Source organism: Bradyrhizobium sp. CER78 (assembly GCF_029846235.1).
Classification (GTDB): domain Bacteria; phylum Pseudomonadota; class Alphaproteobacteria; order Rhizobiales; family Xanthobacteraceae; genus Bradyrhizobium.
The window spans coordinates 125,508-151,633 of the sequence record NZ_JARVWP010000021.1 but is presented as its reverse complement, the minus strand read 5'-3'; the positions used below and the strand labels follow the sequence as shown (position 1 = coordinate 151,633).

Sequence of the window (26,126 nt, the reverse complement as noted above, 5' to 3'; positions counted from 1 at the left end):
AATTCGCATTCGGGGTAATGGGTCCTGGCTTTCGCCAGGACGACGGGGTGGATGGTTCTCGATTCAAGACGTCAAACACACGGTGTCATCACCCGCGCATGCGGGTGATCCAGTATTCCAGAGACGTCCGTGCCTGAGCGGAGAGGCCGCGGCGTACTGGATCGCCCGGTCGAGCCGGGCGATGACAGTTGTAGATGGGGACGCCGCTTCGCGTTCTTGACCGCAGTGCCCTCACCGCACCGCGCCCGGCCGGCTCTTCACATGATCGATGAAGGCGCGCAGTTTCGGCATGATCTGGCGGTGGCCGGGATAGTAGAGGAACACGCCGGGCGTCGTCGTCGCGAATGCATCGAGCACGCGGACGAGCTTCTTCTCCCTCACAGCGCCGGTGATGAGCGGCGCGGGCACCTGCGCCAGTCCGACACCTTCGATCGCCGCGCCGACCAGCGTCGGGAAATCATGGCCGATGAAAGATCCGGACACGGCAAGCTCGATCGAGCGGCCGTTGTCGTTGAGCGACCACGGCGCCAGCCCGCCGTTCGATCGCCGCAACCTGAGGCACGCGTGATCGCGCAGATCGTCCGGACGCTTCGGCCGGCCGCGGCGCGCCAGATAGTCGGGGCTACCTACGATGGCGAACGGAAACGGCTTGGTCAGGCGCACCGCGACCATGTCCGGGTTGATGAACTGGCCCATCCGGATGCCCGCATCGAAGCCGCCGGCGGCGAGATCGACCAGCTCCTCGCTGGCGGCGAGCTCGACCTCGATCTCGGGATAGGCCTTGCAGAATGAGGCGATCAGCGGCTCCAGCAGGATCGGCACCACCGAGCGCGGCACGGTGAGACGCAGCAGCCCGGCCGGCTTCTGCCCGAGCTCGCGCGCGGCGCCGCTTGCCGCAACCAACTCCTCGAACGCCGGCCTCGCGCGTGCCAGGAATCGTTCGCCGGCTTCGGTGAGGCCGACGCTGCGGGTGGTGCGGATGAACAGCACCGCGCCGAGCCGCGCCTCCAGCGCGCGCACCGCCTGGCTGATCGCCGACGGCGTCACCGCGAGCTCGGTCGCCGCGCGGCGAAAGCTGCGGTGCTGGGCGACGCTGAGGAACGCCTCCACGCCGTCGAGCGCCCCCTGCCGGACTGTGAAGTTCTGCTTCATGGCCCGTCAACATTATCGCGAATAGTCCCCCACGGAAAGCCGCCTTAGATCGGAGCAGCAAGCAGCAGCGCGACGTGCGCTGCTCCACGCGACATCACGACGTCAGTCGTGAACGGAGACCTGCGACCGATGAAAACGATCCGTCACACCCTCCTTGCCCTCACCCTCACTTTGACAGGCGCCACCACCATGACCGCTCCCTCCCCTGCCCAGGCCCAAGCTCAAGGACAAGCTCAAGCCATGCCCACGATAACCACCGGCGTGATCGTCATCCTGACCGTCAAGCCGGGCGTCACCCGCGAACAGGTGATGGCCGTGATGCCGGATGAAATCCGGCAGACCGTGCAGCTCTATCTCAACGGCAAGGTGCGCGAATGGTATTCGCGGGCCGACGGGCGCGGCGTCGTCTTTTTGCTCGACGCAAAGGACACCGCCGAGGCGCACGCGATCATGGAAGGCCTGCCGCTGTCCAAGCTCGACATCATGGACCACGACTACATCGCGGTCGGCCCGCTGCTGCCGCTCCGCCTGCTGGTCGCCAAGCCCTGAACGCAAGCCGAGGCCGAACCTGATCGACGGGTTCGGCCTCGTTACCGCATCGACAAATAGAGGATGCCGGCCGTGCCAATCAGTCTCAACATTCCATTCCTGCTCAGCGTCGCCGGAGCATTTCTGACGAGTGCCGTGGTGGCCGCGACCTATGTCTGGCCGGCGCTCCGCATGATGCCTTGCCATGAGGCACTGCGGCTGCTCGCCGCTTTCCATGCCTTCCGGTTTCTCGGGATGAACTTCCTGGTCACCGGGTTCGTATCGCCGCAGGTGAACCCGGTGTTTGCCGGCGCGGTCGGCTGGGGCGATCTGACCGCCGCTGTTCTCGCGCTGCTCGCGATGGCGGCGCTGTCGTGGCGCTGGCCGATCGCCCTTCCAATCGTCTGGCTGTTCAACATCTGGGGCACGCTGGATCTTCTCAACGCCTACTACATGGGCGCGACCAAGAACGCGGATCCCGGCCTGTTCGGCGCCGGCATCTACATTCCGGCGCTCTATGTGCCGTTGCTGCTGGTCAGCCACGTGATGATTTTCATGCTGCTGATGCGGGCCAAGGCGGCTGAAGCGTAGATGGGTAGGATGGGACCACCTCGACCGTCATCCTGAGGTGCGAGCGGAGCGAGCCTCGAAGGATGCACGGCCCGGCTGGTGGCCGTTCGCCCTTCGAGACGGCCGCTTCGCGGCCTCCTCAGGGTGACGGGACTCGGAGCGCAACGCGCGGCTCCATCACCGCCATGATGTCGCGTGCGATCAAAACGGCAGCGCCACGCCGGTCTTGATCTCCTTCAGGATCACGTTGGTGCGGACGTGGCGGATGCCGGGGATGCGGAACATGAACTCGTCGAGGAATTTGTTGTAGGCGTCCATATCGCGCACGACGACGCGCAGATGATAGTCGGCATCGCCTGTGGTCGCGAAGCATTCCAGCACCTCACGGCGCTGCGTCACTCGCGCGACGAACTCGTCGACGAACTTGACGTCGTGCCGCTCCAGCGAGACGTGCAGGATCGCCGAGGTCGCAAAGCCCGCGCGCTCGCGCGCCACCAGCGCCGAATAGCCTGAAATAACGCCGGACTCTTCCAGCGCACGAACCCGGCGCCAGCATGCCGAGGTCGACATCCCGACAGTGTCGGCAAGTTGCTGGTTGGTGGCGCGGCCATCCTTTTGCAGTTCGGCGAGAATTCGCTCGTCTTGCTCTTCGACCATGTCGAGGCTCCGATTTGGTAGACTTTACCAAATATGGTCCACTTCAGCAATCTTCCACCGAATCCAGCGTGCAGAGAGAATACATAGGTAAGACCTACCAGGCCCACAGGCATAGCCTTGTCCAATCAGACATTTCGATTCCCGGAAGGGTCAGTCATGGGCCAGATGCCGCTGCTCGACGCCTACCAGTTGTCCGAGCGCTACAGCAGGGAACGCGGCCGCGTCTTCCTCACCGGAACGCAGGCGATCGTCCGCATCGCGCTCGACCAGATCAGGCGCGACCGCGCGAGCGGACTCAACACCGCGGGCTTCATCTCCGGCTACCGCGGCTCGCCGCTCGGCGGCGTCGATCTCGAACTGTGGAAGATCGGCGAGCTGCTGAAGGACAGCCGCATCGAATTCCTGCCCGCCGTCAATGAGGACCTGGCCGCGACCGCCGTGCTCGGCTCGCAGCAGGTCGAGACGCAGAGGGATCGCGAGGTCGATGGCGTGTTCGGGCTGTGGTACGGCAAGGGCCCCGGCGTCGATCGCTCCGGCGATGCACTGAAGCACGGTAATGCCTATGGCTCCTCGCCGCACGGCGGCGTGCTTGTGGTTGCCGGCGACGACCATGGCTGCGTGTCGTCCTCGATGCCGCATCAGTCCGACGTCGCCTTCATGAGCTGGTTCATGCCGACGCTGCATCCGGCCGATGTCGGCGAGTATCTCGCGTTCGGTGAATATGGCTACGCACTGAGCCGGTTCTCCGGCATGTGGGTCGGCTTCAAGGCGATCTCGGAGATCGTGGAATCCGGCGCCTCGGTCGAACTGCCCGCACCGCGCCGTTTCATACAGCCGGATTTCGTGCCGCCACCCGGCGGCCTGCACTATCGCTGGCCGGATCTGCCGGGCCCACAGATCGAGGAGCGACTGGAGGCCAAGAAGCACGCGGTCTACGCCTTCGCAAAAGCCAATCCGATCGACCGCCGCATCTACGACGTGAAGGATGCGCGCTACGGCATCGTCACCACGGGCAAGGCGCATCTCGATCTGATGGAGGCGCTGCGGCTGGTCGAGCTCGATGAGGCCGCGTGCCGCCGCTACGGCATCGACATCTACAAGGTCGGCATGGTGTGGCCGCTGGCGCTGCACGACGCGATGGAGTTCGTGACGGGCAAGCGCGAGATCCTGGTGGTCGAGGAGAAGCGCGGCATCATCGAGAGCCAGTTCAAGGAATATTTCTACGACTATCCCGGCGCCAAGCCGGAGCGGATGGTCGGCAAGCATGACGAAACCGGCGCACGGCTGATCTCCTGGACCGGCGAATTGTCGCCGCGCATGCTCGCCGATGTGCTGGCGCGGCGGCTCGACCCGATGTTTCCGGAGTTGCAGCTCGCGGGCCGCGTCGCGGCGCTGGTGCCGGAGCAGGATCGCATGATCGCGGTGCCGGGCGCTGCGCGCACGCCGTATTTCTGCTCGGGCTGCCCGCACAATACCTCGACGAAAGTGCCCGAGGGATCCAAGGCGCTGGCCGGCATCGGCTGCCACTTCATGGCGAGCTGGATGGACCGCGAGACCTCCTCGCTGATCCAGATGGGCGGCGAAGGCGTCAACTGGGCGGCGTCGTCGAAATTCACCGGCAACAGCCACGTGTTCCAGAATCTCGGCGAAGGCACTTACTATCACTCCGGCTCGATGGCGATCCGGCAGGCGATCGCGGCGAAGGCCAACATCACCTACAAGATTCTGTTCAACGACGCGGTAGCGATGACCGGCGGCCAGCCGGTCGACGGCCCGGTCAGCGTGCAGGCGATCGCGCACTCTGTCCGCGCCGAAGGCGTCGCGCGGATCGCGCTGGTGTCGGATGATCCCGCGCATTTCTCGCCGGCCGACCTGCCGGTGGGCGTCACCATTCACGCCCGTGAGGAGATGGACGCCGTGCAGCGCGAGCTGCGCGAGATCACGGGCGTGACCGTGCTGATCTATCAGCAGAGCTGCGCCACCGAGAAACGCCGGCGCCGCAAGCGCGGCACGCTTACCGACCCGGCGCGCTTTGCCTACATCAACGACCTTGTCTGCGAGGGCTGCGGCGACTGCTCGGTGGAATCCAATTGCCTCAGCGTCGAGCCGAAGGAGACGCCGTTCGGCCGCAAGCGCAAGATCAACCTCTCGACCTGCAACAAGGATTTCTCCTGCCTCAACGGCTTCTGCCCGAGCTTTGTCACCATCGAGGGCGGCAAGCGGCGGGCTAAGAGCGCCAGCGCGATTGATCCGCTGGCGCGCGCCGCCACGCTGCCGGCGCCGGAGTTCGCGACACCCGAGAAGCCCTACGATCTCCTCGTCACCGGCGTCGGCGGCACCGGCGTCATCACGGTTGGCGCGCTGATTGCGATGGCGGCGCATCTCGAGGGCCGCGGCGTCTCGGTGCTCGACTTCACCGGCTTCGCGCAGAAATTCGGCCCGGTGCTGAGCTATCTGCGGCTCGCGGCCGATCCCGCGGCGCTGCATCAGGTGCGGATCGACCAGGGCGCGGCCGATGCGCTGATCGGCTGCGATCTCGTGGTGAGCTCGTCGGCCAAGGCCTCCGGCACCTATCGCAAGGGCATGCGCGCTGCGGTCAACATCGCCGAGATGCCGACCGGCGACGTGGTGCGCTTTCGTGACGCCGACCTCGCCTCGCCGGTTCGCCTGCGCGCCATCGAGCGGGTGATCGGATCGGGCAATCTCACCACCATCGACGCCAATGCGCTGGCCGAGCGGCTGCTCGGCGACAGCGTCTTCGCCAACATCATGATGCTCGGCTTTGCCTGGCAGCAGGGCCTGGTTCCGGTATCACTCGACGCGTTGACCCGCGCGGTCGAATTGAACGGCGTCGCGGTCGAGCGCAACAAGCAGGCGCTGGCCTGCGGTCGGCTCGCCTGTGCCGATCCGGATTTTCTGCCGAAGGCCGACGGCGCAGCCAGCGTGCCGGAGACACTGGAGCAGATGGTCGCGCGGCGCGCCGACTTCCTTCGCGACTATCAGAACGAGGCCTATGCCGCGCGCTACCGCGCCACAGTCGATCGCGTGCGCCGCGCCGAGGCCGAGCTCGGCAGTGACCGCGAAGAAGGTACGCCCCCTCTCCCGCTTGCGGGGGAGGGTTGGGGTGGGGGTTTCTCCACGAGTCGTATCGTGGAGAGAGCCCCCACCCGCAACGCATCTGGCGATGCGTTACGGCCTCCCCCGCAAGCGGGAGAGGCGGGAGCAAGTGGCGATGCCGTCGCAAACAATCGGAATCTCCCGCTCACCGACGCTGTGGCGCGGTCGCTGTTCAAGCTGATGGCCTACAAGGACGAATATGAGGTGGCGCGGCTGCATATGCAGTCGGGCTTCCTCGATGAGCTCAAGCGCACATTCGATGGCGACTTCACGGTGCAGTATCACCTGGCGCCGCCCCTTCTGCCGGCACGGCAGGATGCGCGCGGACGGCCGAGGAAGCGCGCGTTCGGGCAATGGATCCAGACGCCGCTGCAGCTGCTGGCGCGGCTCAAGGGACTGCGCGGCACCGCATTCGATGTGTTCGGCTACACCGCCGAGCGCCGCGCTGAGCGCGAACTGATCACTTGGTATGAAGCGCTGATCGATACCATGCTCGGCAAGCTCGATGCCGCCCGCCTGCCCGATCTCACAGCGATTGCAAAGACGCCGATGGAGATCCGCGGCTACGGGCCGGTGAAGGATGCCGCGATCGAAAAGACCAAGGCGGAGGTGGCGCGGCTGACCGCGCTTCTCACCTCCGCCCCGTCGAATACGGACGACGGCTCAGGCCGCCGCGCCGCGCTTGGCGGGTGAGATCAGGCCGACCACGACGGTCGCAATCACTGCCACCACGATGTTGAGCAAGAGCGCGCCGAGCCCGACATAGAAGGTGTAGCTGGCATCACCGAGCGAGATGCTGGCGAGCGGCTTCAGCCCGTTGCTCCACGCCGTGTAGGTGCCCCAGCCGATGCCGACGGCCCAGCCGAGCAGCAGGCCCTCGGCGCGGAACCAGACGGTGAACAGGCCGAACACCAGCGCCGGCAGCGTCTGCACGATCCACAGGCCGCCGAGCAGCTGCAGGTCGAGCGCATACTGCGTCGGCAGGAACAGGATGAAGGCCAGCGCGCCGACCTTCACCACCAGCGAGGTGATCTTCGCCACCGAGGCCTCACCGGCATGCGAGATGTCCGGATTGACATAGGACTTCCAGACGTTGCGGGTGAACAGATTGGCGGCGCCGATGCTCATCACCGCGGCCGGCACCAGCGCGCCGATCGCGATCGCCGCGAACGCGAAGCCCGCGAACCATTCCGGGAACAGCGTCTTGAACAGCATCGGCACCACGTCGTTCGGCGACGTCACCTTGATGTTGGCGGCATAGGCCATGTAGCCGAGCAGCGCGATCAGGCCGAGCAAGAGCGTATAGGCCGGCAGCAGGATCGCATTCTTGCGGATCGTATCCGCCGACTTCGAGGCGAAGATGCCGGTCAGCGTGTGCGGATACATGAAGGCGGCGAGCGCCGAACCGAGTGCCAGCGTCGCGTAGGGCAGATATTGCCCGGGCTTCAGTGTCAATCCAGTGGCGCCGCCCTTGGCCGTAAAGGCGTCGTTGGCGGCCGAGAACACCGCGCCATAGCCACCGAGCTTCGAGGGCACCACGACCACCGCCGTCAGCACCACGATGTAGATCATGATGTCCTTGACGAAGGCGATCAGAGCCGGCGCGCGCAGGCCGGAGCTGTAGGTATAGAGCGCGAGGATCACGAAGGCGGCGATGATCGGCAGTTCGCCGGTCAGGCCCATCGCCTTGATCACGACCTCCATGCCGATCAGCTGCAGCGCGATGTAGGGCATGGTCGCGACCAGGCCGGTCAGCGCGACCGCGAGCTCGAGCGCGCGCGAGCCATAGGCGCCGTGGACCACGTCCGCAGCGGTGACGTAGCCGTTGGCATGCGCCTTCTTCCACAGCACCGGCATCACGGCGAACACGAAGGGATAGACGATGATGGTGTAGGGCAGCGCGAAGAAGCCGTAGGCGCCGACCGCATAGACTAGCGCGGGCACTGCGATCACGGTGTAGGCGGTGTAGAAATCGCCGCCGACCAGGAACCAGGTGATCCAGGTGCCGAATTGGCGGCCGCCAAGACCCCACTCGTCGAGATGCTCGCTGACCGGGCCGGATTTCCAGCGCGCAGCGAAGAAGCCCATCACGGTGACGAGGGCGAAAAAGAAGATGAAGACGGAGAGCGCCAGCCAGGCGATGTGATCGGTCATGGCTGCCCTCTCACCGCTGCTCGTCGGCATCGGGCTGGCGGCTGCGATAGACCAGCCAGATCAGCAGCGAGGAGATCGGCACCCAAGCGAGCTGGTACCAGTAGAAGAAGGGAAAGCCGAACAGCGACGGCTCGGCAAAATTATAGAACGGTACCCAAAGCAAGCCGATGAACGGCAGCAGCAACAGAATCCACATGGCCCTCTCCCAGCCCGGGGCGCGATCCAAACCGGCAGGCTTGCCGGTGTCCCGTCATCAACGACCCCAGGAACCATTCGTTGCGTCTAGAATCACAGTTGCGGCATGGCGATGCAAAAAGATGTGATCGCTGTGCCGGGCAGGCAGCCTACTCGGCTCTGATGCCGGCGTCCTCAATCACCTTGCGCCAGCGCGCTTCTTCACCAGCAAAGTAGCGGTCGAGCTCTGCCGGGGACTGTGCCACCATCACGAGGCCCTCATTGACGCTGAGCTTCTTGAAGGCCTCCGCCTGCACCGCCCTCGCCGCAGACTTGTTGAGACGGTCGATGATCTCGGGCGGCGTGTTCGCAGGTGCGTAAAGCCCGTACCAGGATTCCGCGGCGTAGCCCGGTACGCCGGCTTCGGAGACCGTCGGCAGTTTCGGGAATGACGCCGAACGCTCAGCCGAGGTCACTCCGATCGCGCGCAATTGCCCGGCCTCGACCAGCGACGCGCAGCTCGCCACCGTCGTGAACATCACCTGGATCTGGCCCCCCAACAGGTCGGTAATCGCAGGCGCGGCCCCCTTGTAGGGCACGGTGGTGAGATTGACGCCTGCGAGATGCTTGAACAATTCGCCGGCGAGGTGCGCCGAGGTGCCGGTGCCATAGGTGCCGTAGGACAGTTTTTCCGGATCGGCCTTCGCGGCCGCGATCAGGTCCGCGATCGACTTGATCGGCGAGGACGGATTGACCACCACGACGTTGAACGAGCGTGCCACCAGCGCCACCGGCGCAAGATCCTTGTGCGCGTCGTAGGGCAGCTTGCGGTAGAGGCTCGGATTGACCGCGTTGGCGAAGGTCGCCATCAGCAGCGTGTAGCCATCGGGTGGGCTCGCGGCGACGCTCTGCGTGCCGATGATGGTGCCCGCCCCCGGCTTGTTCTCGATGATGACGGTGACACCGAGATCCTTCTGCATCTCCTGCGCCAGCGTGCGCGCGACCACATCGGTGCCGCCGCCCGGCGCGAACGGCACCACGATCTTGACGATGTGGTCGGGATAGGTAGCGCGTACGGGCGTGTGCGGCAGCAGGGATGCTGCGAGCGCGAGCAGGAGCGATGCGAGGAGACGAAGCGGCATGGCGACCCAGCGGCAGGCGAGGCATCCTTGATACACGCACATGCCATGCAAGGGATGCCGGGTGGTCATGACAAGCAGAAGCGCTACCCCGCCAGTCCCGTCACCCTGAGGAGCGCGGAACGCGCATCTCGAAGGGTCGACGGCCACCAGCCGGCCCGTGCATCCTTCGAGACGCCGCTTCGCGGCTCCTCAGGATGACGGGCAGAGATCGGAGTTCGTGCTCCTCGCGATGACGGCAGCTGCAACCGCCAATCACGAATACGGATTGATCAGCTTCTGCTGCTCGGTGGCGTGGCGCACCAACAGATCGATGAAGGTGCGCACCTTCGCCGAGAGATGATGACGGTGCGGATAGATCGCGTTCATGGTGAGCTCGACCGGCCGGTACTCGGGCAGCAGCCGCACCAATTGGCCGGACTCCAGCTCGTCGCGGACCAGGAAGCCCGCCGCGAGGAAGACGCCGACGCCGGCGAGCGCCGCGAGCTTCAGCGTCTCGCCGCTATTGGAGACCAAATTGCCGGAGACGCGCACCGCGGCAGGTGTGCCCTTGCGGTCGGCGAAACGCCATTCATCGCCATAGGGGTAGTTGGCGTGGCGCATGCAATTGCGCGCGGAGAGGTCGGCGAGCTGTTCGGGCTTGCCGTGCTGCGCGATATAGCCATGGGACGCGCACAGCACGTGGCGCCAGGTCGCGATGGTGCGCACGATGAGGCTGGAGTCCGGCGGCGGGGTCATGCGCACCGCGAGATCGTAATTCTCGTCGATCAGGTCGGCGTTGCGCTCGCCGATGGTGAGATCGACCTTGACCTCGGGATAGGTCGCCAGGAACTCGGCGACCGCCGGCGACAGGAACTGGACCAGATGGGTGTTGGTGAAGATGCGCAGCGTGCCGCGCGGCACCGATTGCTGCGCGCCGGCGACCTCATCGGCCTGCTCGATGTCGGCGAGGATCTGGACGCAGCGGTCGTAATAGGCCTGGCCGACCTCGGTGAGGCTGACCTTGCGCGTGGTGCGGTTGAGCAGCCGGACGCCGAGCCGGTCTTCCAGCGACTGGACGTGGTTGCTCACCATCGTCGTGGACATGTTGAGCTTGCGGCCGGCTGCGGAAAAGCCGCCGGAATCCACGACCCGGACGAACGCAGTCAAACTGGTCAGGCGATCCATGCGGCAAGGTCCGGATTATCAGCGCTGGCTTGATAATGCTTCCAGTTTTATCGGGATTATCACAGCGGGGAGGACATTGCATCTAAGGGCTGTAACTGGCGCCCTTTCTGGAAGGACGCAAATGTTCGGCCAGGAGAAGACCATGTCGACCGTCACCTATGTCCCTGAACAATCGACCAAAATCGGTCTTCGCCCGTCGCGGCGGACGGTCAAGCGGGTGGGCCTCGGGCTTGCCGCCCTGCTCGGCATCGCCGTGGCCAGTGACTTTGGCTATGACTACGTCACCACCGGCCGCTATCTGGAGTCGACCGACGACGCCTATGTGAAGGCGGATTCCACCATCATCGCCCCGAAGGTGTCGGGCTACATCGCCCGCGTCCTGGTCACCGACAACCAGCCGGTGAAGGCCGGCCAGTTGCTCGCCGAGATCGACGACCGCGATTACCGCACCGCGCTCAGTCAGGCCAAGGCCGACGTCAACGCCGCGGAAGCCTCGGTGCGCAACCTCGACGCCCAGCTCGAATTGCAGCAGCCGATCATCGACCAGAGCACCGCCGACGTCACTGCCGCCGAGGCCAATCTGAAATTCGCCCAGGAGGAGCAGACCCGCTACGACGGGCTGATGAAGTCCGGCTCCGGCACCATTCAGCGCGCGCAGCAGACCGACGCTGCGCTGCGCGCCAACACCGCGCAATTGCAGCACGCGAAGTCGGCGCTGTCGGCCGCGCAGCGCAAGGTCGACGTGCTGACCACGCAGCGCGCCCAGGCCGCCGCACAAGTCGATCGCGCCCGTGCCGTCGAGCAGCAGGCCGAGCTGAACCTGTCCTACACAGGGATCACCGCGCCGGTCGACGGCACGGTCGGCGCCCGCACGCTCCGCGTCGGACAATATGTGCAGGCCGGCACTCAGCTGATGGCGGTGGTGCCGCTCGATGCGGTCTATGTGGTCGCCAATTTCAAGGAGACGCAGCTGACCCATGTGCGCAACGGGCAGCCGGTCGAGCTCACCGTCGACAGCTTTCGCGGCACCACGCTGAAGGGCCATGTCGACAGCCTGTCGCCGGCCAGCGGCCTCGAATTCGCGCTGCTGCCGCCCGACAACGCCACCGGCAACTTCACCAAGATCGTGCAGCGCGTGCCGGTGAAGATCGTGCTCGACGATCACAGCCTGACCGGCCTGCTGCGGCCGGGCATGTCGGCGATCCCGACCGTCAACACCAAGGCAACGGTGCTGGCCGAGCGGGAGGAGAAGCGGCGGCTGGCGTCAGCGGCGCGGCCGAGCGGGGGCTAGACTAGGCCGAACATTTCCGCGACTGACTTGACGCGATCAATCACCGCAGCGGTAGTCGATCGCGTTTTGCTACGCCGTCCCTGCTCGCTTCTCCTTCGTGCCGCAACCGCCGGCGGAAGGGCTCCCTCCCCCCTTGCGGGGGAGGGTTGGGGAGAGAGGGGCGCGCTTGCGCTGAAGTTCGTTGGTTTGCGCCGACGCTACTGTCGCCGGTACCGCGTACAGCAGGATTGAAACGCGTCGCTCTGAATCTCTGATGCCAGCGCCCGGGGCCACCCCTCTCCCCACCCTCCCCCGCAAGGGGGGAGGGAGCCGATCCAGCCTGCTCACCTCACTAATCGACACACCCACGCAAACCGAACGGCGCACCGGACCCGCAACCGCAGTCGCAGCCACCCGCTCGATTATCAATCGCGGACGGACAATCCTTTCCGTCTTTCCCGGATTATCGAAAGCGGCCGCCTAATACATGTTGTTTGGGTAAGCGAGAGAACACCCAGATGACCGCGCTCCAGCCCACCGCCAATGCCGCCGACCTCCCCGCCCCGGCAACGCCCGCGATCTCGGCCAGGACCTGGATTGCGGTGATCGGCTCCACGCTCGGCGCGTTCATGGCGGTGCTCAACATCCAGATCGTCAACGCCTCGCTCGCCGACGTGCAGGGCGCTATCGGCGCCGGGATCGATGATGGCGGCTGGATCTCGACCTCCTACCTGATCGCCGAGATCGTGGTGATCCCGCTGTCCGGCTGGCTCGCGCAGGTGTTCTCGGTGCGGATCTATCTGCTCACCAATGCGGCCCTGTTCCTGGTGTTCTCGGCGGCGTGCGCGCTGGCGCAGGACCTGCCGCAGATGATCGCGCTGCGCGCCGTGCAGGGCTTCACCGGCGGCGTGCTGATTCCGATGGCGTTCACGCTGATCATCACCCTGCTGCCCAAGGCAAAGCAGCCGATCGGGCTGGCGCTGTTCGCGCTGTCGGCAACCTTCGCGCCGGCGATCGGCCCGACCATCGGCGGCTACCTCACCGAGAACTGGGGCTGGCAGTACATCTTCTATGTCAACCTGGTGCCCGGCGCCGTGATGATCGCGATGCTATACGTCTCGCTCGATCCGAGCCCGATGAAGCTGTCGCTGATCCGCCAGGGCGACTGGCTCGGCATCATCACCATGGCGATCGGCCTCGCCGCGCTGCAGACCGTGCTGGAGGAAGGCAACAAGGACGACTGGCTCGGCTCGCCCTTCATTGTCCGCCTGTCGGTGATCGCAGCGGTCGCACTGGTCGCCTTCCTGATCGTGGAATTCACCGTCGAGAAGCCGCTGCTCAATCTGCGCCTGCTCGCCCGCCGCAATTTCGGCTTCGGCATGCTGGCCAACTTCCTGCTCGGCATCGCGCTGTACGGCTCGGTGTTCATCCTGCCGCAGTACCTGTCGCGCATCCAGGGCTACAATGCCGAGCAGATCGGCATGGTGCTGGCATGGACCGGGCTGCCGCAACTGCTGCTGATCCCGCTGGTGCCGCGGCTGATGCAGCGCTTCGACCCCCGCATCATCATCAGCATCGGCTTCGCGCTGTTTGCCGGCTCCAACTTCATGAACATCTTCATGACCAATGACTACGCCACCGACCAGCTGTTCTGGCCCAACATCGTCCGCGCCATCGGCCAGGCCCTGGTGATGGCCCCGCTGTCGGCGGTGGCGACCGCGGGCATCGAGCTGGAGAATGCGGGCTCGGCCTCCGCGCTGTTCAACATGATGCGCAACCTCGGCGGTGCGGTCGGCATCGCGGTGCTGCAGACGGTGCTGACCAAGCGCGAGCAGTATCACTCCAACGTCCTGATGCAATCGGTCTCGCTGCTTGAGCAGGCGACACGCACGCGGATTGAGCAGCTGACGCAGTATTTCATGAACCATGGCGTCGCCGATCCGGCGTCGGCCGCCAACCGCGCCATCGGCGCGATCGGCAAGGTCGTGCAGAAGCAGGCCTACATCCTCGCCTTCAGCGACACCTTCTATCTGCTCGGCGTGGCGCTGATCGTTGCGCTGGCGGCGACACTGTTCCTGAAGAAGCCGGGCCAGCTCGCCGGCGGAGGCGCGCACTAACCTCGATCACAACCAAGGAGAACGACCATGAAACCCCGTCTGAACTTCTACCAGGCCGCCCCCGAAACCATCAAAGCGCTGGTCGCCGTGGAGAGCCAGATCAATGCGAGCGGTCTCGAGCAATCGCTGATCGAGCTGGTCAAGACCCGCGCCTCGCAGATCAACGGCTGCGCCTATTGCATCAACATGCACACAGAGGACGCCCGCAAGCATGGCGAGACCGAGCAGCGGCTCTATCTGCTCAATGCCTGGCGCGAGTCGCCGCTCTACAGCGAGCGCGAGCGCGCGGCGCTGGCCTGGACCGAGGCGCTGACGCTGGTGTCCGAGACGCACGCGCCCGACGCCGACTATGAGGCGGTGCGCGCGCAGTTCACCGACAGCGAGCTGGTCAACCTGACCACGCTGATCGGCGCCATCAACGCCTGGAACCGGATCGCGATCGGCTTCCGCGCGGTGCATCCGGTGAAGGTGAAGGTGGCTGCGTGAGCGTATTGCTGTCCGCCATCTATTCCGCTGTCATGCCCCGCTTCATGCGGGGCATCCAGTACGCCGCGGCTTCTCGGCTCAAGCACCGTGGTCTCTGGAATACTGGATCGCCCGGTCAAGCCGGGCGATGACGGTGCGGACGGGATTGATTAAACCGCGGTCGCCTTCGCGAACTCGACATAGATCTCGCGCAGACGATCGGTAATCGGGCCAACCTTGCCGTTGCCGACCTTCTTGCCGTCGATCGCGACCACGCCCTGCACGAACACCGAGGCGCTGGTGATGAAGGCTTCCTTGGCGGCGAGCGCTTCCTCGACCGTGAAGGCGCGCTCCTCGATGCGGAGTTGACGCTCCTCGGCGAGCTTGACCACAGCCTTGCGGGTGCAGCCGGGCAGGATCTCGTTGCCGTTCTGGCGGGTCACGACGACGTCGTCCTGGGTGACGATGAAGGACGAGGACGAGCCGCCTTCGGTGACCTTGCCGTCCTCGATCATCCAGGCTTCGCCGGCGCCGGCCGCGGCCGCGGCCTGCTTGGCCAGCACTTGCGCAAGCAGAGCCACGCTCTTGATGTCGCGCCGCTCCCAGCGGATGTCGGGCACCGTGATGACGTTGATGCCGGTCTTGGCCGACGGCGCGTTGATGATGTCCTTTTCCGAGGTGAACATCACCAGCGTCGGCTTGACGTTCGCCTCCGCCTTCGGAAAGGCGAAGTCGCGTCCCTTGTCGGCGCCGCGGGTGACTTCGAGATAGACCATGCCGTTGACGAGGTCGTTGCGCTTGACCAGTTCCTTCTGGATCTCCTCGATCCGCTCCAGCGTCTCGGGGAGCGCAAGCTGGATCTCGCCGACCGAGCGCTTCAGCCGCGCCAGATGCGAGGCATTGTCGATCAGCTTGCCCTCGAGCACCGCCGCCACCTCGTAGATGCCATCGGCGAACAGGAAGCCGCGGTCGAACACCGAGACCTTGGCCTCGGAATGCGGCACGTACGAGCCGTTGACGTAAGCGATCTTTTCCACGCGAGTTCTCCTGCGGACGAAGGGGGAGTTTCAGGCCTTCGTATACGCAAAATGTTAACGGGGGAAAACCCCGCCCTCGTCATTCCGGGGCGCGCCGAAGGCGCGAGCCCGGAATCCATTTCTCAGCAAAAAGTGCGGCCCGATGGATTCCGGGTTCGATGCTTCGCATCGCCCCGGAATGACGAGCGCAGACGCCTGCCCCAGTCCTAGTGCTGCAGGATCTTCGACAAAAACTTCTGCGCGCGGTCGCTGCGGGGCGTGCCGAAGAAGTCGGCCTTCTTGGCGTCCTCGACGATCTCGCCGCGGTCCATGAAGATCACGCGGTCGGCGACCTTGTTGGCGAAGCCCATTTCGTGGGTCACGACCATCATGGTCATGCCCTCGCGGGCGAGGTCGACCATGACGTCGAGCACCTCGCTGATCATCTCCGGATCGAGCGCCGAGGTCGGCTCGTCGAACAGCATCGCGATCGGGTCCATCGCCAGCGCGCGGGCGATCGCGACGCGCTGCTGCTGACCGCCGGACAATTCGGCCGGAAACTTCTTGGCATGCTCCTTCAGCCCGACGCGCTCCAGCAGCTTCATGCCCTTGGCGGTGGCATCCTCAGATTTGCGGCCCAAGACCTTCTCCTGCGCGAGGCGGAGATTGTCGATGATCCGCAGATGCGGGAACAGTTCGAAGTGCTGGAACACCATGCCGACGCGCGAGCGCAGCTTTGGCAGGTCGGTCTTGGGATCGTTGACCTTGACGCCGTCGAGCGTGATGTCGCCGCCCTGAATCGGCTCCAGCGCGTTGACGCATTTGATCAGGGTCGACTTGCCGGAGCCCGACGGGCCGCAGACCACCACCACCTCGCCCTTGGCGACGCTGGTGGTGCAATCCTTCAGCACCTGGAAGGTCGGGCCGTACCATTTATTGACGTGATTGATCTCGATCATGATGGCTCAGCTTGTTTGTTCAGCGAACAATGGCAATCCGCGCCTGCAGGCGGCGAACGCCGTAGGACGCGACACAGGAAATGACGAAGTAGACCAGCGCGGCGAACAGGTACATTTCGACCAGACGGCCGTCGCGCTGCGCGACCTTGCTGGCGGCGCCGAGGAAGTCCGGGATCGACAGCACGTAGACCAGCGAGGTGTCCTGGAACAGCACGATGGTCTGGGTCAGCAGCACCGGCAGCATGTTGCGGAACGCCTGCGGCAGCACGACGTAGCGCATCGACTGCGCGTAGGTCAGGCCGAGCGCGCTGGCCGCGGCCGGCTGGCCCTTCGAGATCGACTGGATGCCGGCGCGCATGATCTCGGAGAAGTAGGCCGCCTCGAATGCGATGAAGGTGATCAGCGAGGAGGCGAAGGCGCCGACGGTGATCGGCCGCGACGCGCCGGTCAGCCACTGCCCGATATACGGCACCAGGAAGTAGAACCAGAAGATCACCAGCACCAGCGGCAGCGAGCGGATGAAGTCGACATAGAAGCCGGCGATGCGCCCGAGCACCTTATAGCTCGACAACCGCATCAGGGCGATCAGCGTGCCGAACACCAGGCCGCCGAACGCGGCCAGCGCCGTCAGGGTCAGCGTGAAGCGCATGCCCTCGAGGAACAGATAGGGCAGCGCGCGGCGGATGACGTCGAAATCGAAACTACCGAGCATGGTCATTTGCCCGTGATGTAGCCGGGGATCGCGACATAGCGCTCGAGGAAGCGCATCGCGGTGACCACGACGAAATTGAGGAGAAGATAGAGCACCGTTGCCGCCGTGAAGGCCTCGAACACCTGAAACGAGAATTCCTGCATCGAACGGGCCTGGCCGGTCAGCTCGATCAGGCCGATGGTGATGGCGACCGCGCTGTTCTTGATGGTGTTGAGGAACTCGGAGGTCAGCGGCGGCAGGATGATGCGAAACGCCATCGGCAGCAGCACGTAGCGATAGGTCTGCACCGTGGTGAGGCCGAGCGCGGTCGAGGCCTGTTTCTGGCCGCGCGGCAGCGAAGTGATGCCGGCCTGCAATTGCACGGCGACGCGCGCCGACATGAACAAGCCGACGCCGATCGCGGCGGTCCAGAACGGCGCGTTCGGCAACTGCTTCAGCCACAGCCCCGCGGATCTCGGCAGCAATTCCGGCAGCACGAAGAACCACAGGAACAGCTGCACCAGCAGCGGCATGTTGCGGAAGAATTCGACCCAGCAGAAGCCGATCCACGACGCCGTCCGCGACGGCAGCGTGCGCAGCACGCCGATCACCGAGCCGGACACCAGCGCGATGATCCAGGCGAGCACCGATACCTTGACGGTGACCACCAGTCCCGCCAGCAACAGGTCGAGATAGGTGCCGGTCCCCATCGGGTTCGGCTCAAGAAAGATGTGCCAGTTCCAATTATAGTTCACGGGTCCCCCACGCGGCCGCGCCGGTCACGCTCAACAGCAACGTCTGCGCATCCAAACGCGATGCGACGACGATATGCAAATGTCCGGCCATTCTCCTCCAAAAATGGCCGGACACGCTTGGTTCTCCGGTCCCTCACGGTGGACGGCGCATTGCGCCGTCTCGAACCATGGGAGCCCCGGCAGCTTACTTGTAGCTATCCGGATCCGGCGAGTCCGACGGCTTGGCGAACTCGTTCTTCAGCTCCGGTCCGAGCTCGACGTTGAGGTTCAGGCCCTTCGGCGGAATCTTCTGCATGAACCACTTGTCATAGATCTTCGCAGCCTCGCCGCTGGTGTAGAGCGCGGCGGTGGCGGCGTCGACGACCTTCTTGAACGGCGCGTCATCCTTGCGCAGCATGATGCCGTAGGGCTCCGGCTTGGAGAACGCATCCTTGGAGATGACGTAGTCGCCCGGCGACTTCGAGCCGGCGACGAGGCTCGCGAGCAGGATGTCGTCCATCACAAAGGCGACCGCGCGGTCGGTCTCGACCATCAGGAAGGCTTCGGCGTGATCCTTGGCCGGGATGATGTTGGCGCCGAGGCCGCGCGCGACATTGGCTTCGGTGAGCTGCTTGATGTTGGTGGTGCCGGCGGTCGAGACCACCGCCTTGCCCTTCAGATCGTCGATCGACTTCAGCCCGCTCGACTTCTTGAAGACGTAGCGGCTGGCGGTCAGGAAGTGGGTGTTGGTGAACCAGACCTGCTTCTGGCGCTCGGCATTGTTGGTGGTCGAGCCGCATTCGAGGTCGACGGTGCCGTTGGCCATCAGCGGGATACGGGTTGCCGAGGTCACCGGGTTGAGCTTGACCTCGAGCTTGTCGAGCTTGAGCTCCTTCTTCACGGCGTCGACGATCTTGTAGCAGATGTCCATCGCGTAGCCGACGGGCTTCTGGTCGTCGTCGAGATAGGAGAACGGGATCGAGGAGTCGCGGTAGCCGAGCGTGATCGCGCCGGTGTCCTTGATGTTCTTCAGCGTTCCGGTCAGCTCCTCGGCCTGCGCCTGGCTCGCGCCGAACGCGGCGGCGAGCGCGAAGCCGATGAGATATTTGCGTGTCATACGTCTACTCCTTCGTGGAAACGATCGATTTACTGCGTGAGAATGTCGGCGAGGACGGGTGCGATGTAGCGGCGAAACTGTTCCGGATTCTCGCTCATCGGAAAATGACCGAGCTGTTCCATGATCGTGACGCTGGCGCCCCCTATAGCCGCTGCTGTCCGCCTTGTGTCCTCGGGCGTGCAGGAGAAATCATACTCGCCCGTGAGCAAATAGAGCTTGCATACTTTAGTATCGATTGACGCGACCCGGCCGCGCAGGTCGCCATCGACACGGTAGAAATACAAGTCGCCCTTGAACACGCCGGGGCCGCCCTGCTTGTAGCCCCACAGCGTTTCCATCCGCGCAGCTTCGGGGCTCTGCGGCGCGATCAGCCCCGACACCAGCGCTGCGCAGACTTCGCCGCCGTGAACGTCCGGACGGTTCAGCCAGTCGGTGTCATACCACGGTGCCTGGAAATCGGCAGCCTCGAGCCCGATCAGCGCGCGGAACTCGGCGGCATGTTCGATCGCGAGGTTGAGTACGATGCGGCCGCCGATCGAGCAGCCCATCACGACGGGCTTCTCCAGCCCCAATGCACGACAGAAGGCGCGGATGGTCTCGGTGTAGCGCGCGGTGGTGAGTTGGTATTCATCGCCGGTCCAGCTTTTCGGCGGATTCGACTTGCCATGCCAGGGCATATCGAAGGCAATGACGCGGAAATTTTCGGCAAACTGCGCATCCGCGAGCAGATGCCGCCACTGTCGCGCGTCTGATCCCGCGGTGTGCAGGCAGACCAGCGGAATGCCCGTGCCGTTCTCCTCGAAATAGATGCGGTGCAGCTCGCCGCCGATCTCGACGTGAACGTAGCGGCCGACCATCGGCTCGATGGTGCCGTTCATGATAGTGCCGCTCATGACGCGATCGCCGCGAAATGCTGCCGCGGCAGCGCCAGCAGGTCCTTGAAGTATTGCAGGTGCGCCATGAAGGGATGCAGATCGCCTTCCAGCACGGCCTCGCCGCGCTTGGTCAGCGCCAGCAGATCGTGCCAGCCTGGTTTCGGCTCGGCCTGCCAATAGGCGGCCCAGGCCTGCGGCGTCGCGCGATAGGAAAAGCGCCACGAGCGCATCAGGACCGGCGAAGGCACGAGCTCGACGATGCGCCCGGTGCGGATCGCGGCATGAAACGGCCGCGCCATCGGACCGATCAGGCAGTCGCAATCGAGCAGCCGGCCGCGCGAGACCAGCCGAGGCGCCTGGTCGAGCAATGCGGGAAGGCCGGCAAACGCCGTCGTCACAGCGTCGTCGGTGGCGTCAGGCGATAGCGTCATCTTGTTGGGCAGGTTTCCTCGGCGAGCGCGGCCATGATGACGGCAACCGCCGGTTCTCGCAAGCCGCTGAGACCCTTGGGTTCCTCAGATTAATCGCTTGATTAAACGGATCGGCCCGGTCAGCGCGCAGGCCGGAACGCTCGAAGCCCCTGCTGCCAGGAACTGCCAAATCCCGACGCGCAATCCGTCAGCTTGTGGCTTTCGCCGACCGCACGTTCTTCGGCGCCTGGGCCATCGCGCGGGCCAGCACCTGGGCTTCCTTCTTCAGCATGTCGGCGAGCTCGGTTTCACGGCGGCGGATGCGGTCGGTGGCTGCGCCGATCGACAGCGCGGCGACCACCTCGCCGGCATCGTCGCGGACGGGAACGCCGACGCCACCCATGCCGGGGAATGCAGCGTCGAGCAGCACGGTGTGGCCGGCCTTGCGCGCCACCGCAATCCGCTCGCGAAGGAACTTTGGCGTGATGCGCGGCGACTTCGCCAGCCGCGGCGCGATCACCTCGATCACGGCCTCGATCTCGGCATCCGGCAGCCAGACCAACAGCGCCAGCGCACCGGCGCCGACACCGAGCGGACGGCGGCTGCCGATCTGCAGATAGTTCGGCTGCAGCGGGTGGCTGCCGACCGAGCGCGCCAGATACAGCGCTTCGACGCCTGATCGTACCGACAACAGCGCCGTGTCGGCCGAGCGCTCCGACAGCCGCAACAGGCTCGGCTGCGCCAGCTCGGCGATGTCGACCGAGCGGCGCGCGCCGACCGCCATCACCCGCGCCTCCTGGCCAAGCTCATAGGTCTTGGCGCCCGCGACCCTCGAGACGAAGCCTTCCTCGATCAGCGAATTGAGAATGCGCAGCGCGGTCGCCTTGTTCAGCGAGGTGGTGTCGGCGATGTCGGTCAGCCGCAACGGCGAGCGCTGCGCCAGCACGCGCAGGATCGCGCAGACCTTCTGGATCGCGTTGAACTTGTCGGGTTGACCCGGCTCCGGCAATGGCCTCTTGCGGCTGGTCCGTGCGGTCGCAGTCGTGGAGGCGCTCATGCCCTGGCCTTCCTTGCCCTCAATTCCAATTTCTCAACCGGGCACGAAGAAACGCGCCCGGCGGACATCATCCTAAAACGGATGATGTGCAGCGGACACCGTATACTTTCGTCAGATGAAACTTTGATATCGACTATCTACGCTGCTTTGCAGCAATAGCGGTATCTGAATTTCGCTTCACGAAATCAGGCGCCATTTGAGCATGATCATCTCGAAAAACCGCTTCGCACTTTTTCGGATCATGCCAGCCGCATCCTTCGAATGGTGAAGAGCGCGCCGAGGCTGAGGATGCAGACCGCAGTGAGATAATAGCCCGGCGCGAGTTCGCCGATCAGCGGATAGCCGCCCATCCAGGTCATGATCGCCGGCCCCATGCCGCCGAACAATGTGACGCCGATGTTGTAGCTGAGGCCGAGCCCGGTCGCACGCGTCGCCGGCGGAAACAGCTCCGACATCAGCGCGGCCAGCGGTCCGTAATACAGCGACTTGAGGACGCCGAGCCAGAGCACGCCGAGCAGGATGATGGTCGGCGTCGGCTTGCCGGTGAGCAGCAGGAAGGCCGGGAAGATCGAAACCAGCAGCAGCAGCGCGAACAGGATCATGTGCGTGGTGCGTCCGATCTTGTCGGAGACGAAGCCCGCGATCGGCGCCAGCAGCGCGACCGCGGTCTGCGCGACCAGCGCCGCCATGAACCCGACCGTCGGCGGCAGGTTCAGCGTCTTCACCACGTAGGTCGGCATGTAGACGATCAAATAATTCACTGCGGTCGACACCGCGAGCGCGCCGATCGCAAGGATCGTGGCGAGCTTCTGCCGCGCGAGCACTTCCCTGACCGGCGAATTCTGCTTTCCGGCCGCCGGGGGCGGCGTTGCGTCATCGACATGGTTGCGGATGTAGATGCCGACCGGACCGATCAGCACGCCGAACAGGAACGGCAGCCGCCAGCCCCAGGATTGCAGATCCTCCGGGCTCATTGTCGACGTCAGCAGCGCACCGAAGCCGGCGCCGAGCAGGCCGCTGACGCCCTGGCTCGCGAACTGCCAGCTCGCCACGAAGCCGCGCCGCTCCGGCATGTGCTCGACCAGGAACGCGGTCGAGGAACCGAACTCGCCGCCGGCGGAAAAGCCCTGCACCAGCCGCGCCAGCATCACCGCGATCGGCGCCAGGATGCCGATCGTCTGATAGGTCGGCATCAGCGCCAGCACCAGCGTACCAAAGGTCATCAGCACGATCGACAGCATCAGCGAGGCCTTGCGGCCGTGCCGGTCGGCATAGGCGCCGAGCACGACGCCGCCGATCGGGCGGATCAGGAACGACAATCCGAAGCTGCCGAAGGTCAGCAGCAGCGAGGTGGTCGGATCATCGGCCGGGAAGAACGCCTTGGAGAGGTAGACCGCGAAGTACGCGTAGACCGAGATGTCGTACCACTCGAGCGCGTTGCCGACCGAGGTCGCGACGATCAGGCGGGTGATGTTCTTCTTGTCGACCGTTGTTGCGCGCTGAGCATCGGCAGGCGTTGATAATGTCATCAGGGTTCCTTTGCCGATGAAGGCACTCTTCTCTCAACGCATCATAGCCGACCCCCGTCATCCTGAGGTGCGAGCTCTTGCGAGCCTCGAAGGATGCACGGCCCGGCCGGTGGCCGTCGATCCTTCGAGACCCGGCTATCGCCGCTCCTCAGGATGACGGGACAACTGCACGCCCGCCCCTCAACCCTTATGCGGCGCCTCGCCGAGATCCCAGAACAGGCCGGCCATGATGGTCAGCGCCTCCTCGGTCACCGGCAGCAGGATGTGCTCGTCCGGCGCGTGCTGCGAGCAGCCCGGATAAGAGTGCGGCACCCAGATCGTCGGCAGGCCGAGCCCTTCGGAGAACACGTCGTTGGGCAGCGAGCCGCCGAAGTTCGGCAGCACCGCCGGCGCCTTACCGGTGGTGGTGCGGATCGAGTTCGCCGCCCAGTCGATCCACGGGCTGTCCATGTCGGTGCGCGAGGCGCCGAAGCGCTGCGCGCCGGAGACCTCGACCATCGGAAAGCCGTTCTTGTGCAGATAGTCGCGCACACCGTCGATCACTTCGAGATATTTCGTGCCGACCACGAAACGGAGCTGCAGCACCGCATTCGCCTTGCCGGGGATCGCATTGGCCGGCTTGTCGATATTGCCCGACGACATCGCCAGCACTTCCAGCGTATTCCAGGCGTAGAGCCGTTCGGCCGCGGTCAGGCCCTCCTCGCCCCAATCCTCCGCCAGCTGAGGTTCGTCCGCTGTCGGCTTGATCTCGACGTCGGCGAGCGCGGCGCGGACCCGGTTCGAGATCGGCGGCGGTTTCAGGATCTCGAGCTTCATGCGGCCCTTGCCGTCGACCAGGCTCGCGATCGCGTTAACCAGAATCGTCGCGGGATTGGCCAGCACGCCGCCCCAATTGCCGGAATGGTTGCCGCCCTCGCGAAGATTGACGTCGAGATGGATGCGGTTGCCGCCGCGGCAGCCGAGGAAGACGGTCGGCCGCTCCGCCGACAGCCGCGGCCCGTCGGAGGCAATGAACAGATCGGCCTTCAGCTCCTCGCGATGCGCCTCGCAGACCTCGCGCAGATCGGGCGAGCCGATCTCCTCGCCGGTCTCGATGATGAATTTGGCGTTGAAGCCGAGCTTGCCGCCACGCGCCTGCTTCACCGCACGCAAGGCGGCCATGTTGATCGAATGCTGGCCCTTGTTGTCGGCGGTGCCGCGGCCATAGACGCGGTCGCCCTTGACCGTGGTCTGCCAGGGATTGAGCCCGTCGCGCCATTCGCCGACCATGCCGTCGACGACGTCACCATGGCCGTAGGTCAGCACGGTCGGCCGCGCGGCATCTTCCTGGTAGTCGGCAATCAGATAGGGCCCGCGGCCGGTCGGCGATTCGATCAGCCTTGTCTTGAAATCGAGCTCGGCGAAGGCCGGCTGCAGATTCTCGACCAGATAGGCGCGCAACGCATCGGCCTTGTCGGCGTTGAGGCTTTCGGTCTGGTAGCCGACCCTGCGGTCCAGCTCCTTGAGGAACTGTCCCGATTGAAAATGCTCCCGCACGTTTGCGATTGCGTCGGCCCGTGTCGCCATGATTGTTCCTTCGTCCGGTCGCGTCTTGGCATGATCCCGTCGGATCGCTGCGTCGCACATCCGGATCATGCTTCTGGAGGCCGGCAACCTATCGGGATCGGCCTGCCACCGGAAGGGTGTGAATCGCGAAGGGGCCTTGCCAAAACGTGGGAAGTCGCAACAAGTTGATGGCGGGACGCCCGGGATCGGACCGGGCAGCAATCGACGCGGCGCTCAAGGTTTCGACCAAGGTTTCGACAATGACAAAACAAATCCGGCTCAACGCCTTTGCCATGAACTGCGTGGCGCACCAGTCGCCGGGGCTATGGACCCATCCGCGCGACCGCACCAAGGATTACAACAAGCTGTCCTACTGGACCGATCTGGCGAAGACGCTGGAGCGCGGCCGGTTCGACGGTCTGTTCCTCGCCGACGTGCTCGGCGTCTACGACGTGTATGCCAATAGTCCGGATGCCGCGCTGCGCAATGCGGCGCAGACCCCGGCCAATGAGCCGCTGATGCTGATCCCGGCGATGGCCGCGGTGACCGAAAATCTCGGCTTCGGCGTCACCAGCAATCTCTCCTTCGAGCCGCCCTACCCGTTCGCGCGACGGATGTCGACGCTCGACCACCTCACCGGCGGCCGGGTCGGTTGGAACGTGGTGACCGGCTATCTCGATTCCGCCGCACGCGGTGCCGGCAAGGACAAGCAGACCGCGCATGACGACCGCTACGAGCTCGCCGACGAATATATGGAGCTGGTTTACAAGCTCTGGGAGGGCAGCTGGGAGGACGACGCCGCGATCCGCGACGTCGCGCGCGGCATCTTCACCGATCCGTCGAAAGTGCATCGGGTGCAGCACGAGGGCAACAACTACCGGCTCAACGCGATCCATCTGTCGGAGCCGTCACCGCAACGCACGCCGGTGCTCTACCAGGCAGGTACCTCGCCGCGCGGCCGGCAGTTCGCCGCCGAGCATGCCGAATGCGTGTTCATGTCGGGGCCGTCAGCGAAGGTGATCGGCCCGCGCGTCTCGGCAATCCGCGAGCTCGCCGCCGCGAAAGGCCGCAACGCGGCCGAGATCCTGATGTTCTCGATGATGTGCGTCGTGGTCGCGCCGACCGAAGCCGAGGCCAAAGCGAAATACGCCGAGTATCGCAGCCATATCAGCCATGAGGGCGCGCTGGCGCTGATGTCAGGCTGGACCGGCGTAGATTTCTCGACCTACTCGCTCGATCAGGAGGTGCGGCACGTGCAGAACGACGCCGGCCGTTCCGCGATGGACAACGTCACCCGCGCCGATCCTGACAGGGTCTGGACCGTGCGCGAGGTCGCCGAGCATGTCGGCATCGGCGGCGCCGGCCCCGTGGTGGTCGGTACGCCGGAGCAGGTCGCCGACAAGATCGAGCAATGGTTCGAGGACACCGACGTCGACGGCCTCAACGTCGCGTTCGCGATCTCGCCCGGCGATTTCGAGGATATTGCCGACATGCTGGTGCCCGAGCTCGTCAAGCGCGGCCGCTACAAGCGTGAATATGCCAAGGGCACGCTGCGGGAGAAGCTGTTCGGCGCGGGGCGTGCGAAGCTCGACGCGAGCCACCCGGCGAGCCGGTATCGCGTGAGAGGTGCGGCGGCGGAGTAGTGCGTAGAGTGGGTTAGCGAAGCGTAACCCACCATCTTCG

The 26,126-nt window shown here is 65.0% G+C and carries 23 protein-coding genes; 7 read left to right on the top strand and 16 right to left on the bottom strand.

Annotated elements, in window-relative coordinates:
• Nucleotides 1-231: 231 nt before the first annotated feature.
• Nucleotides 232-1,152 carry a LysR family transcriptional regulator gene (locus QDT69_RS32480; RefSeq protein ID WP_279710538.1) on the bottom strand — a complete coding sequence of 307 codons (921 nt, stop codon included), beginning with the start codon at nucleotides 1,150-1,152 and terminating at the stop codon, nucleotides 232-234.
• 240 nt (nucleotides 1,153-1,392) lie between these two features.
• On the opposite strand from QDT69_RS32480, the gene QDT69_RS32475 reads away from it, so the two are divergent.
• Together QDT69_RS32475 and QDT69_RS32470 are read left to right on the top strand one after the other, a co-directional pair.
• Nucleotides 1,393-1,701, top strand: coding sequence for a muconolactone Delta-isomerase family protein (locus QDT69_RS32475; protein WP_279710537.1), 309 nt, complete (start codon nucleotides 1,393-1,395; stop codon nucleotides 1,699-1,701).
• Nucleotides 1,702-1,764: 63 nt separating this feature from the next.
• Nucleotides 1,765-2,271 (top strand): hypothetical protein, encoded by a 507-nt coding sequence (locus tag QDT69_RS32470; protein ID WP_279710536.1) that lies wholly within the window; start codon nucleotides 1,765-1,767, stop codon nucleotides 2,269-2,271.
• A 180-nt stretch (nucleotides 2,272-2,451) separates the two neighbouring features.
• Here QDT69_RS32470 and QDT69_RS32465 read toward each other — a convergent pair whose 3' ends face one another.
• Nucleotides 2,452-2,907 (bottom strand): Lrp/AsnC family transcriptional regulator, encoded by a 456-nt coding sequence (locus QDT69_RS32465; RefSeq protein WP_279710535.1) that lies wholly within the window; start codon nucleotides 2,905-2,907, stop codon nucleotides 2,452-2,454.
• A gap of 156 nt (nucleotides 2,908-3,063) precedes the next feature.
• Here QDT69_RS32465 and QDT69_RS32460 point away from each other — a divergent pair, with 156 nt between their 5' ends.
• Nucleotides 3,064-6,717: an indolepyruvate ferredoxin oxidoreductase family protein gene (locus QDT69_RS32460; RefSeq protein WP_279710534.1), complete on the top strand. Its 3,654-nt coding sequence runs from the start codon at nucleotides 3,064-3,066 to the stop codon at nucleotides 6,715-6,717.
• Here QDT69_RS32460 and QDT69_RS32455 read toward each other — a convergent pair.
• The 4 genes from QDT69_RS32455 to QDT69_RS32440 all read right to left on the bottom strand — a co-directional run bounded on the left by QDT69_RS32455 (nucleotide 6,688) and on the right by QDT69_RS32440 (nucleotide 10,658).
• Entirely contained in the window at nucleotides 6,688-8,178 is a 1,491-nt protein-coding gene (locus tag QDT69_RS32455) for a sodium:solute symporter family protein (RefSeq protein ID WP_279710533.1), read from the bottom strand. The two genes, QDT69_RS32460 and QDT69_RS32455, sit on opposite strands and share 30 nt — an antisense overlap.
• 10 nt (nucleotides 8,179-8,188) lie before the next feature.
• Nucleotides 8,189-8,374: a DUF3311 domain-containing protein gene (locus QDT69_RS32450; RefSeq protein ID WP_024581224.1), complete on the bottom strand. Its 186-nt coding sequence runs from the start codon at nucleotides 8,372-8,374 to the stop codon at nucleotides 8,189-8,191.
• A 148-nt stretch (nucleotides 8,375-8,522) separates the two neighbouring features.
• A complete protein-coding gene (locus tag QDT69_RS32445; protein ID WP_279710532.1) occupies nucleotides 8,523-9,494 on the bottom strand; it encodes a tripartite tricarboxylate transporter substrate binding protein in 972 nt (323 codons plus the stop codon).
• 252 nt (nucleotides 9,495-9,746) lie between these two features.
• Nucleotides 9,747-10,658, bottom strand: a complete 912-nt coding sequence (locus tag QDT69_RS32440) for a LysR family transcriptional regulator (protein WP_279710531.1) — start codon at nucleotides 10,656-10,658, stop codon at nucleotides 9,747-9,749.
• A 142-nt stretch (nucleotides 10,659-10,800) separates the two neighbouring features.
• Here QDT69_RS32440 and QDT69_RS32435 point away from each other — a divergent pair, with 142 nt between their 5' ends.
• The 3 genes from QDT69_RS32435 to QDT69_RS32425 all read left to right on the top strand — a co-directional run bounded on the left by QDT69_RS32435 (nucleotide 10,801) and on the right by QDT69_RS32425 (nucleotide 14,531).
• Nucleotides 10,801-11,949: an HlyD family secretion protein gene (locus tag QDT69_RS32435; protein ID WP_279710530.1), complete on the top strand. Its 1,149-nt coding sequence runs from the start codon at nucleotides 10,801-10,803 to the stop codon at nucleotides 11,947-11,949.
• 497 nt (nucleotides 11,950-12,446) lie between these two features.
• Nucleotides 12,447-14,045: an MDR family MFS transporter gene (locus QDT69_RS32430; RefSeq protein WP_279710529.1), complete on the top strand. Its 1,599-nt coding sequence runs from the start codon at nucleotides 12,447-12,449 to the stop codon at nucleotides 14,043-14,045.
• 27 nt (nucleotides 14,046-14,072) lie between these two features.
• On the top strand, nucleotides 14,073-14,531 hold the full coding sequence (locus QDT69_RS32425) for a carboxymuconolactone decarboxylase family protein (protein ID WP_279710528.1): 459 nt from the start codon (nucleotides 14,073-14,075) through the stop codon (nucleotides 14,529-14,531).
• A 149-nt stretch (nucleotides 14,532-14,680) separates the two neighbouring features.
• On the opposite strand, the gene QDT69_RS32420 is transcribed toward QDT69_RS32425, so the two are convergent.
• The 10 genes from QDT69_RS32420 to QDT69_RS32375 all read right to left on the bottom strand — a co-directional run bounded on the left by QDT69_RS32420 (nucleotide 14,681) and on the right by QDT69_RS32375 (nucleotide 24,464).
• Nucleotides 14,681-15,547 (bottom strand): D-amino-acid transaminase, encoded by an 867-nt coding sequence (locus tag QDT69_RS32420; protein ID WP_279710527.1) that lies wholly within the window; start codon nucleotides 15,545-15,547, stop codon nucleotides 14,681-14,683.
• 206 nt (nucleotides 15,548-15,753) lie between these two features.
• Nucleotides 15,754-16,485 carry an amino acid ABC transporter ATP-binding protein gene (locus QDT69_RS32415; protein WP_279710526.1) on the bottom strand — a complete coding sequence of 244 codons (732 nt, stop codon included), beginning with the start codon at nucleotides 16,483-16,485 and terminating at the stop codon, nucleotides 15,754-15,756.
• A 19-nt stretch (nucleotides 16,486-16,504) separates the two neighbouring features.
• Nucleotides 16,505-17,197, bottom strand: a complete 693-nt coding sequence (locus QDT69_RS32410; protein ID WP_279710525.1) for an ABC transporter permease subunit — start codon at nucleotides 17,195-17,197, stop codon at nucleotides 16,505-16,507.
• A 2-nt stretch (nucleotides 17,198-17,199) separates the two neighbouring features.
• The gene (locus QDT69_RS32405; RefSeq protein WP_279710524.1) at nucleotides 17,200-17,931 is read right to left on the bottom strand and encodes an amino acid ABC transporter permease; all 732 of its coding nucleotides are present in this window, start codon (nucleotides 17,929-17,931) and stop codon (nucleotides 17,200-17,202) included.
• 184 nt (nucleotides 17,932-18,115) lie between these two features.
• Complete coding sequence (locus QDT69_RS32400) at nucleotides 18,116-19,027, bottom strand: amino acid ABC transporter substrate-binding protein (protein ID WP_279710523.1); 912 nt, start codon at nucleotides 19,025-19,027, stop codon at nucleotides 18,116-18,118.
• A gap of 29 nt (nucleotides 19,028-19,056) precedes the next feature.
• Nucleotides 19,057-19,920 (bottom strand): alpha/beta hydrolase, encoded by an 864-nt coding sequence (locus tag QDT69_RS32395; protein ID WP_279710522.1) that lies wholly within the window; start codon nucleotides 19,918-19,920, stop codon nucleotides 19,057-19,059.
• Nucleotides 19,917-20,333: a hypothetical protein gene (locus tag QDT69_RS32390; protein WP_279710521.1), complete on the bottom strand. Its 417-nt coding sequence runs from the start codon at nucleotides 20,331-20,333 to the stop codon at nucleotides 19,917-19,919. Before QDT69_RS32390 ends, QDT69_RS32395 begins: the two co-directional genes overlap by 4 nt.
• A 187-nt stretch (nucleotides 20,334-20,520) precedes the next feature.
• Nucleotides 20,521-21,369 carry an IclR family transcriptional regulator gene (locus QDT69_RS32385; RefSeq protein WP_279710520.1) on the bottom strand — a complete coding sequence of 283 codons (849 nt, stop codon included), beginning with the start codon at nucleotides 21,367-21,369 and terminating at the stop codon, nucleotides 20,521-20,523.
• Between the two features lie 239 nt (nucleotides 21,370-21,608).
• Nucleotides 21,609-22,898, bottom strand: a complete 1,290-nt coding sequence (locus QDT69_RS32380; protein WP_279710519.1) for an MFS transporter — start codon at nucleotides 22,896-22,898, stop codon at nucleotides 21,609-21,611.
• Nucleotides 22,899-23,078: 180 nt separating this feature from the next.
• Nucleotides 23,079-24,464, bottom strand: a complete 1,386-nt coding sequence (locus tag QDT69_RS32375; RefSeq protein WP_279710518.1) for a M20 family metallopeptidase — start codon at nucleotides 24,462-24,464, stop codon at nucleotides 23,079-23,081.
• Nucleotides 24,465-24,703: 239 nt separating this feature from the next.
• On the opposite strand from QDT69_RS32375, the gene QDT69_RS32370 reads away from it, so the two are divergent.
• Nucleotides 24,704-26,086: an LLM class flavin-dependent oxidoreductase gene (locus QDT69_RS32370; RefSeq protein ID WP_279710517.1), complete on the top strand. Its 1,383-nt coding sequence runs from the start codon at nucleotides 24,704-24,706 to the stop codon at nucleotides 26,084-26,086.
• The last annotated feature ends 40 nt before the right edge of the window (nucleotides 26,087-26,126 follow it).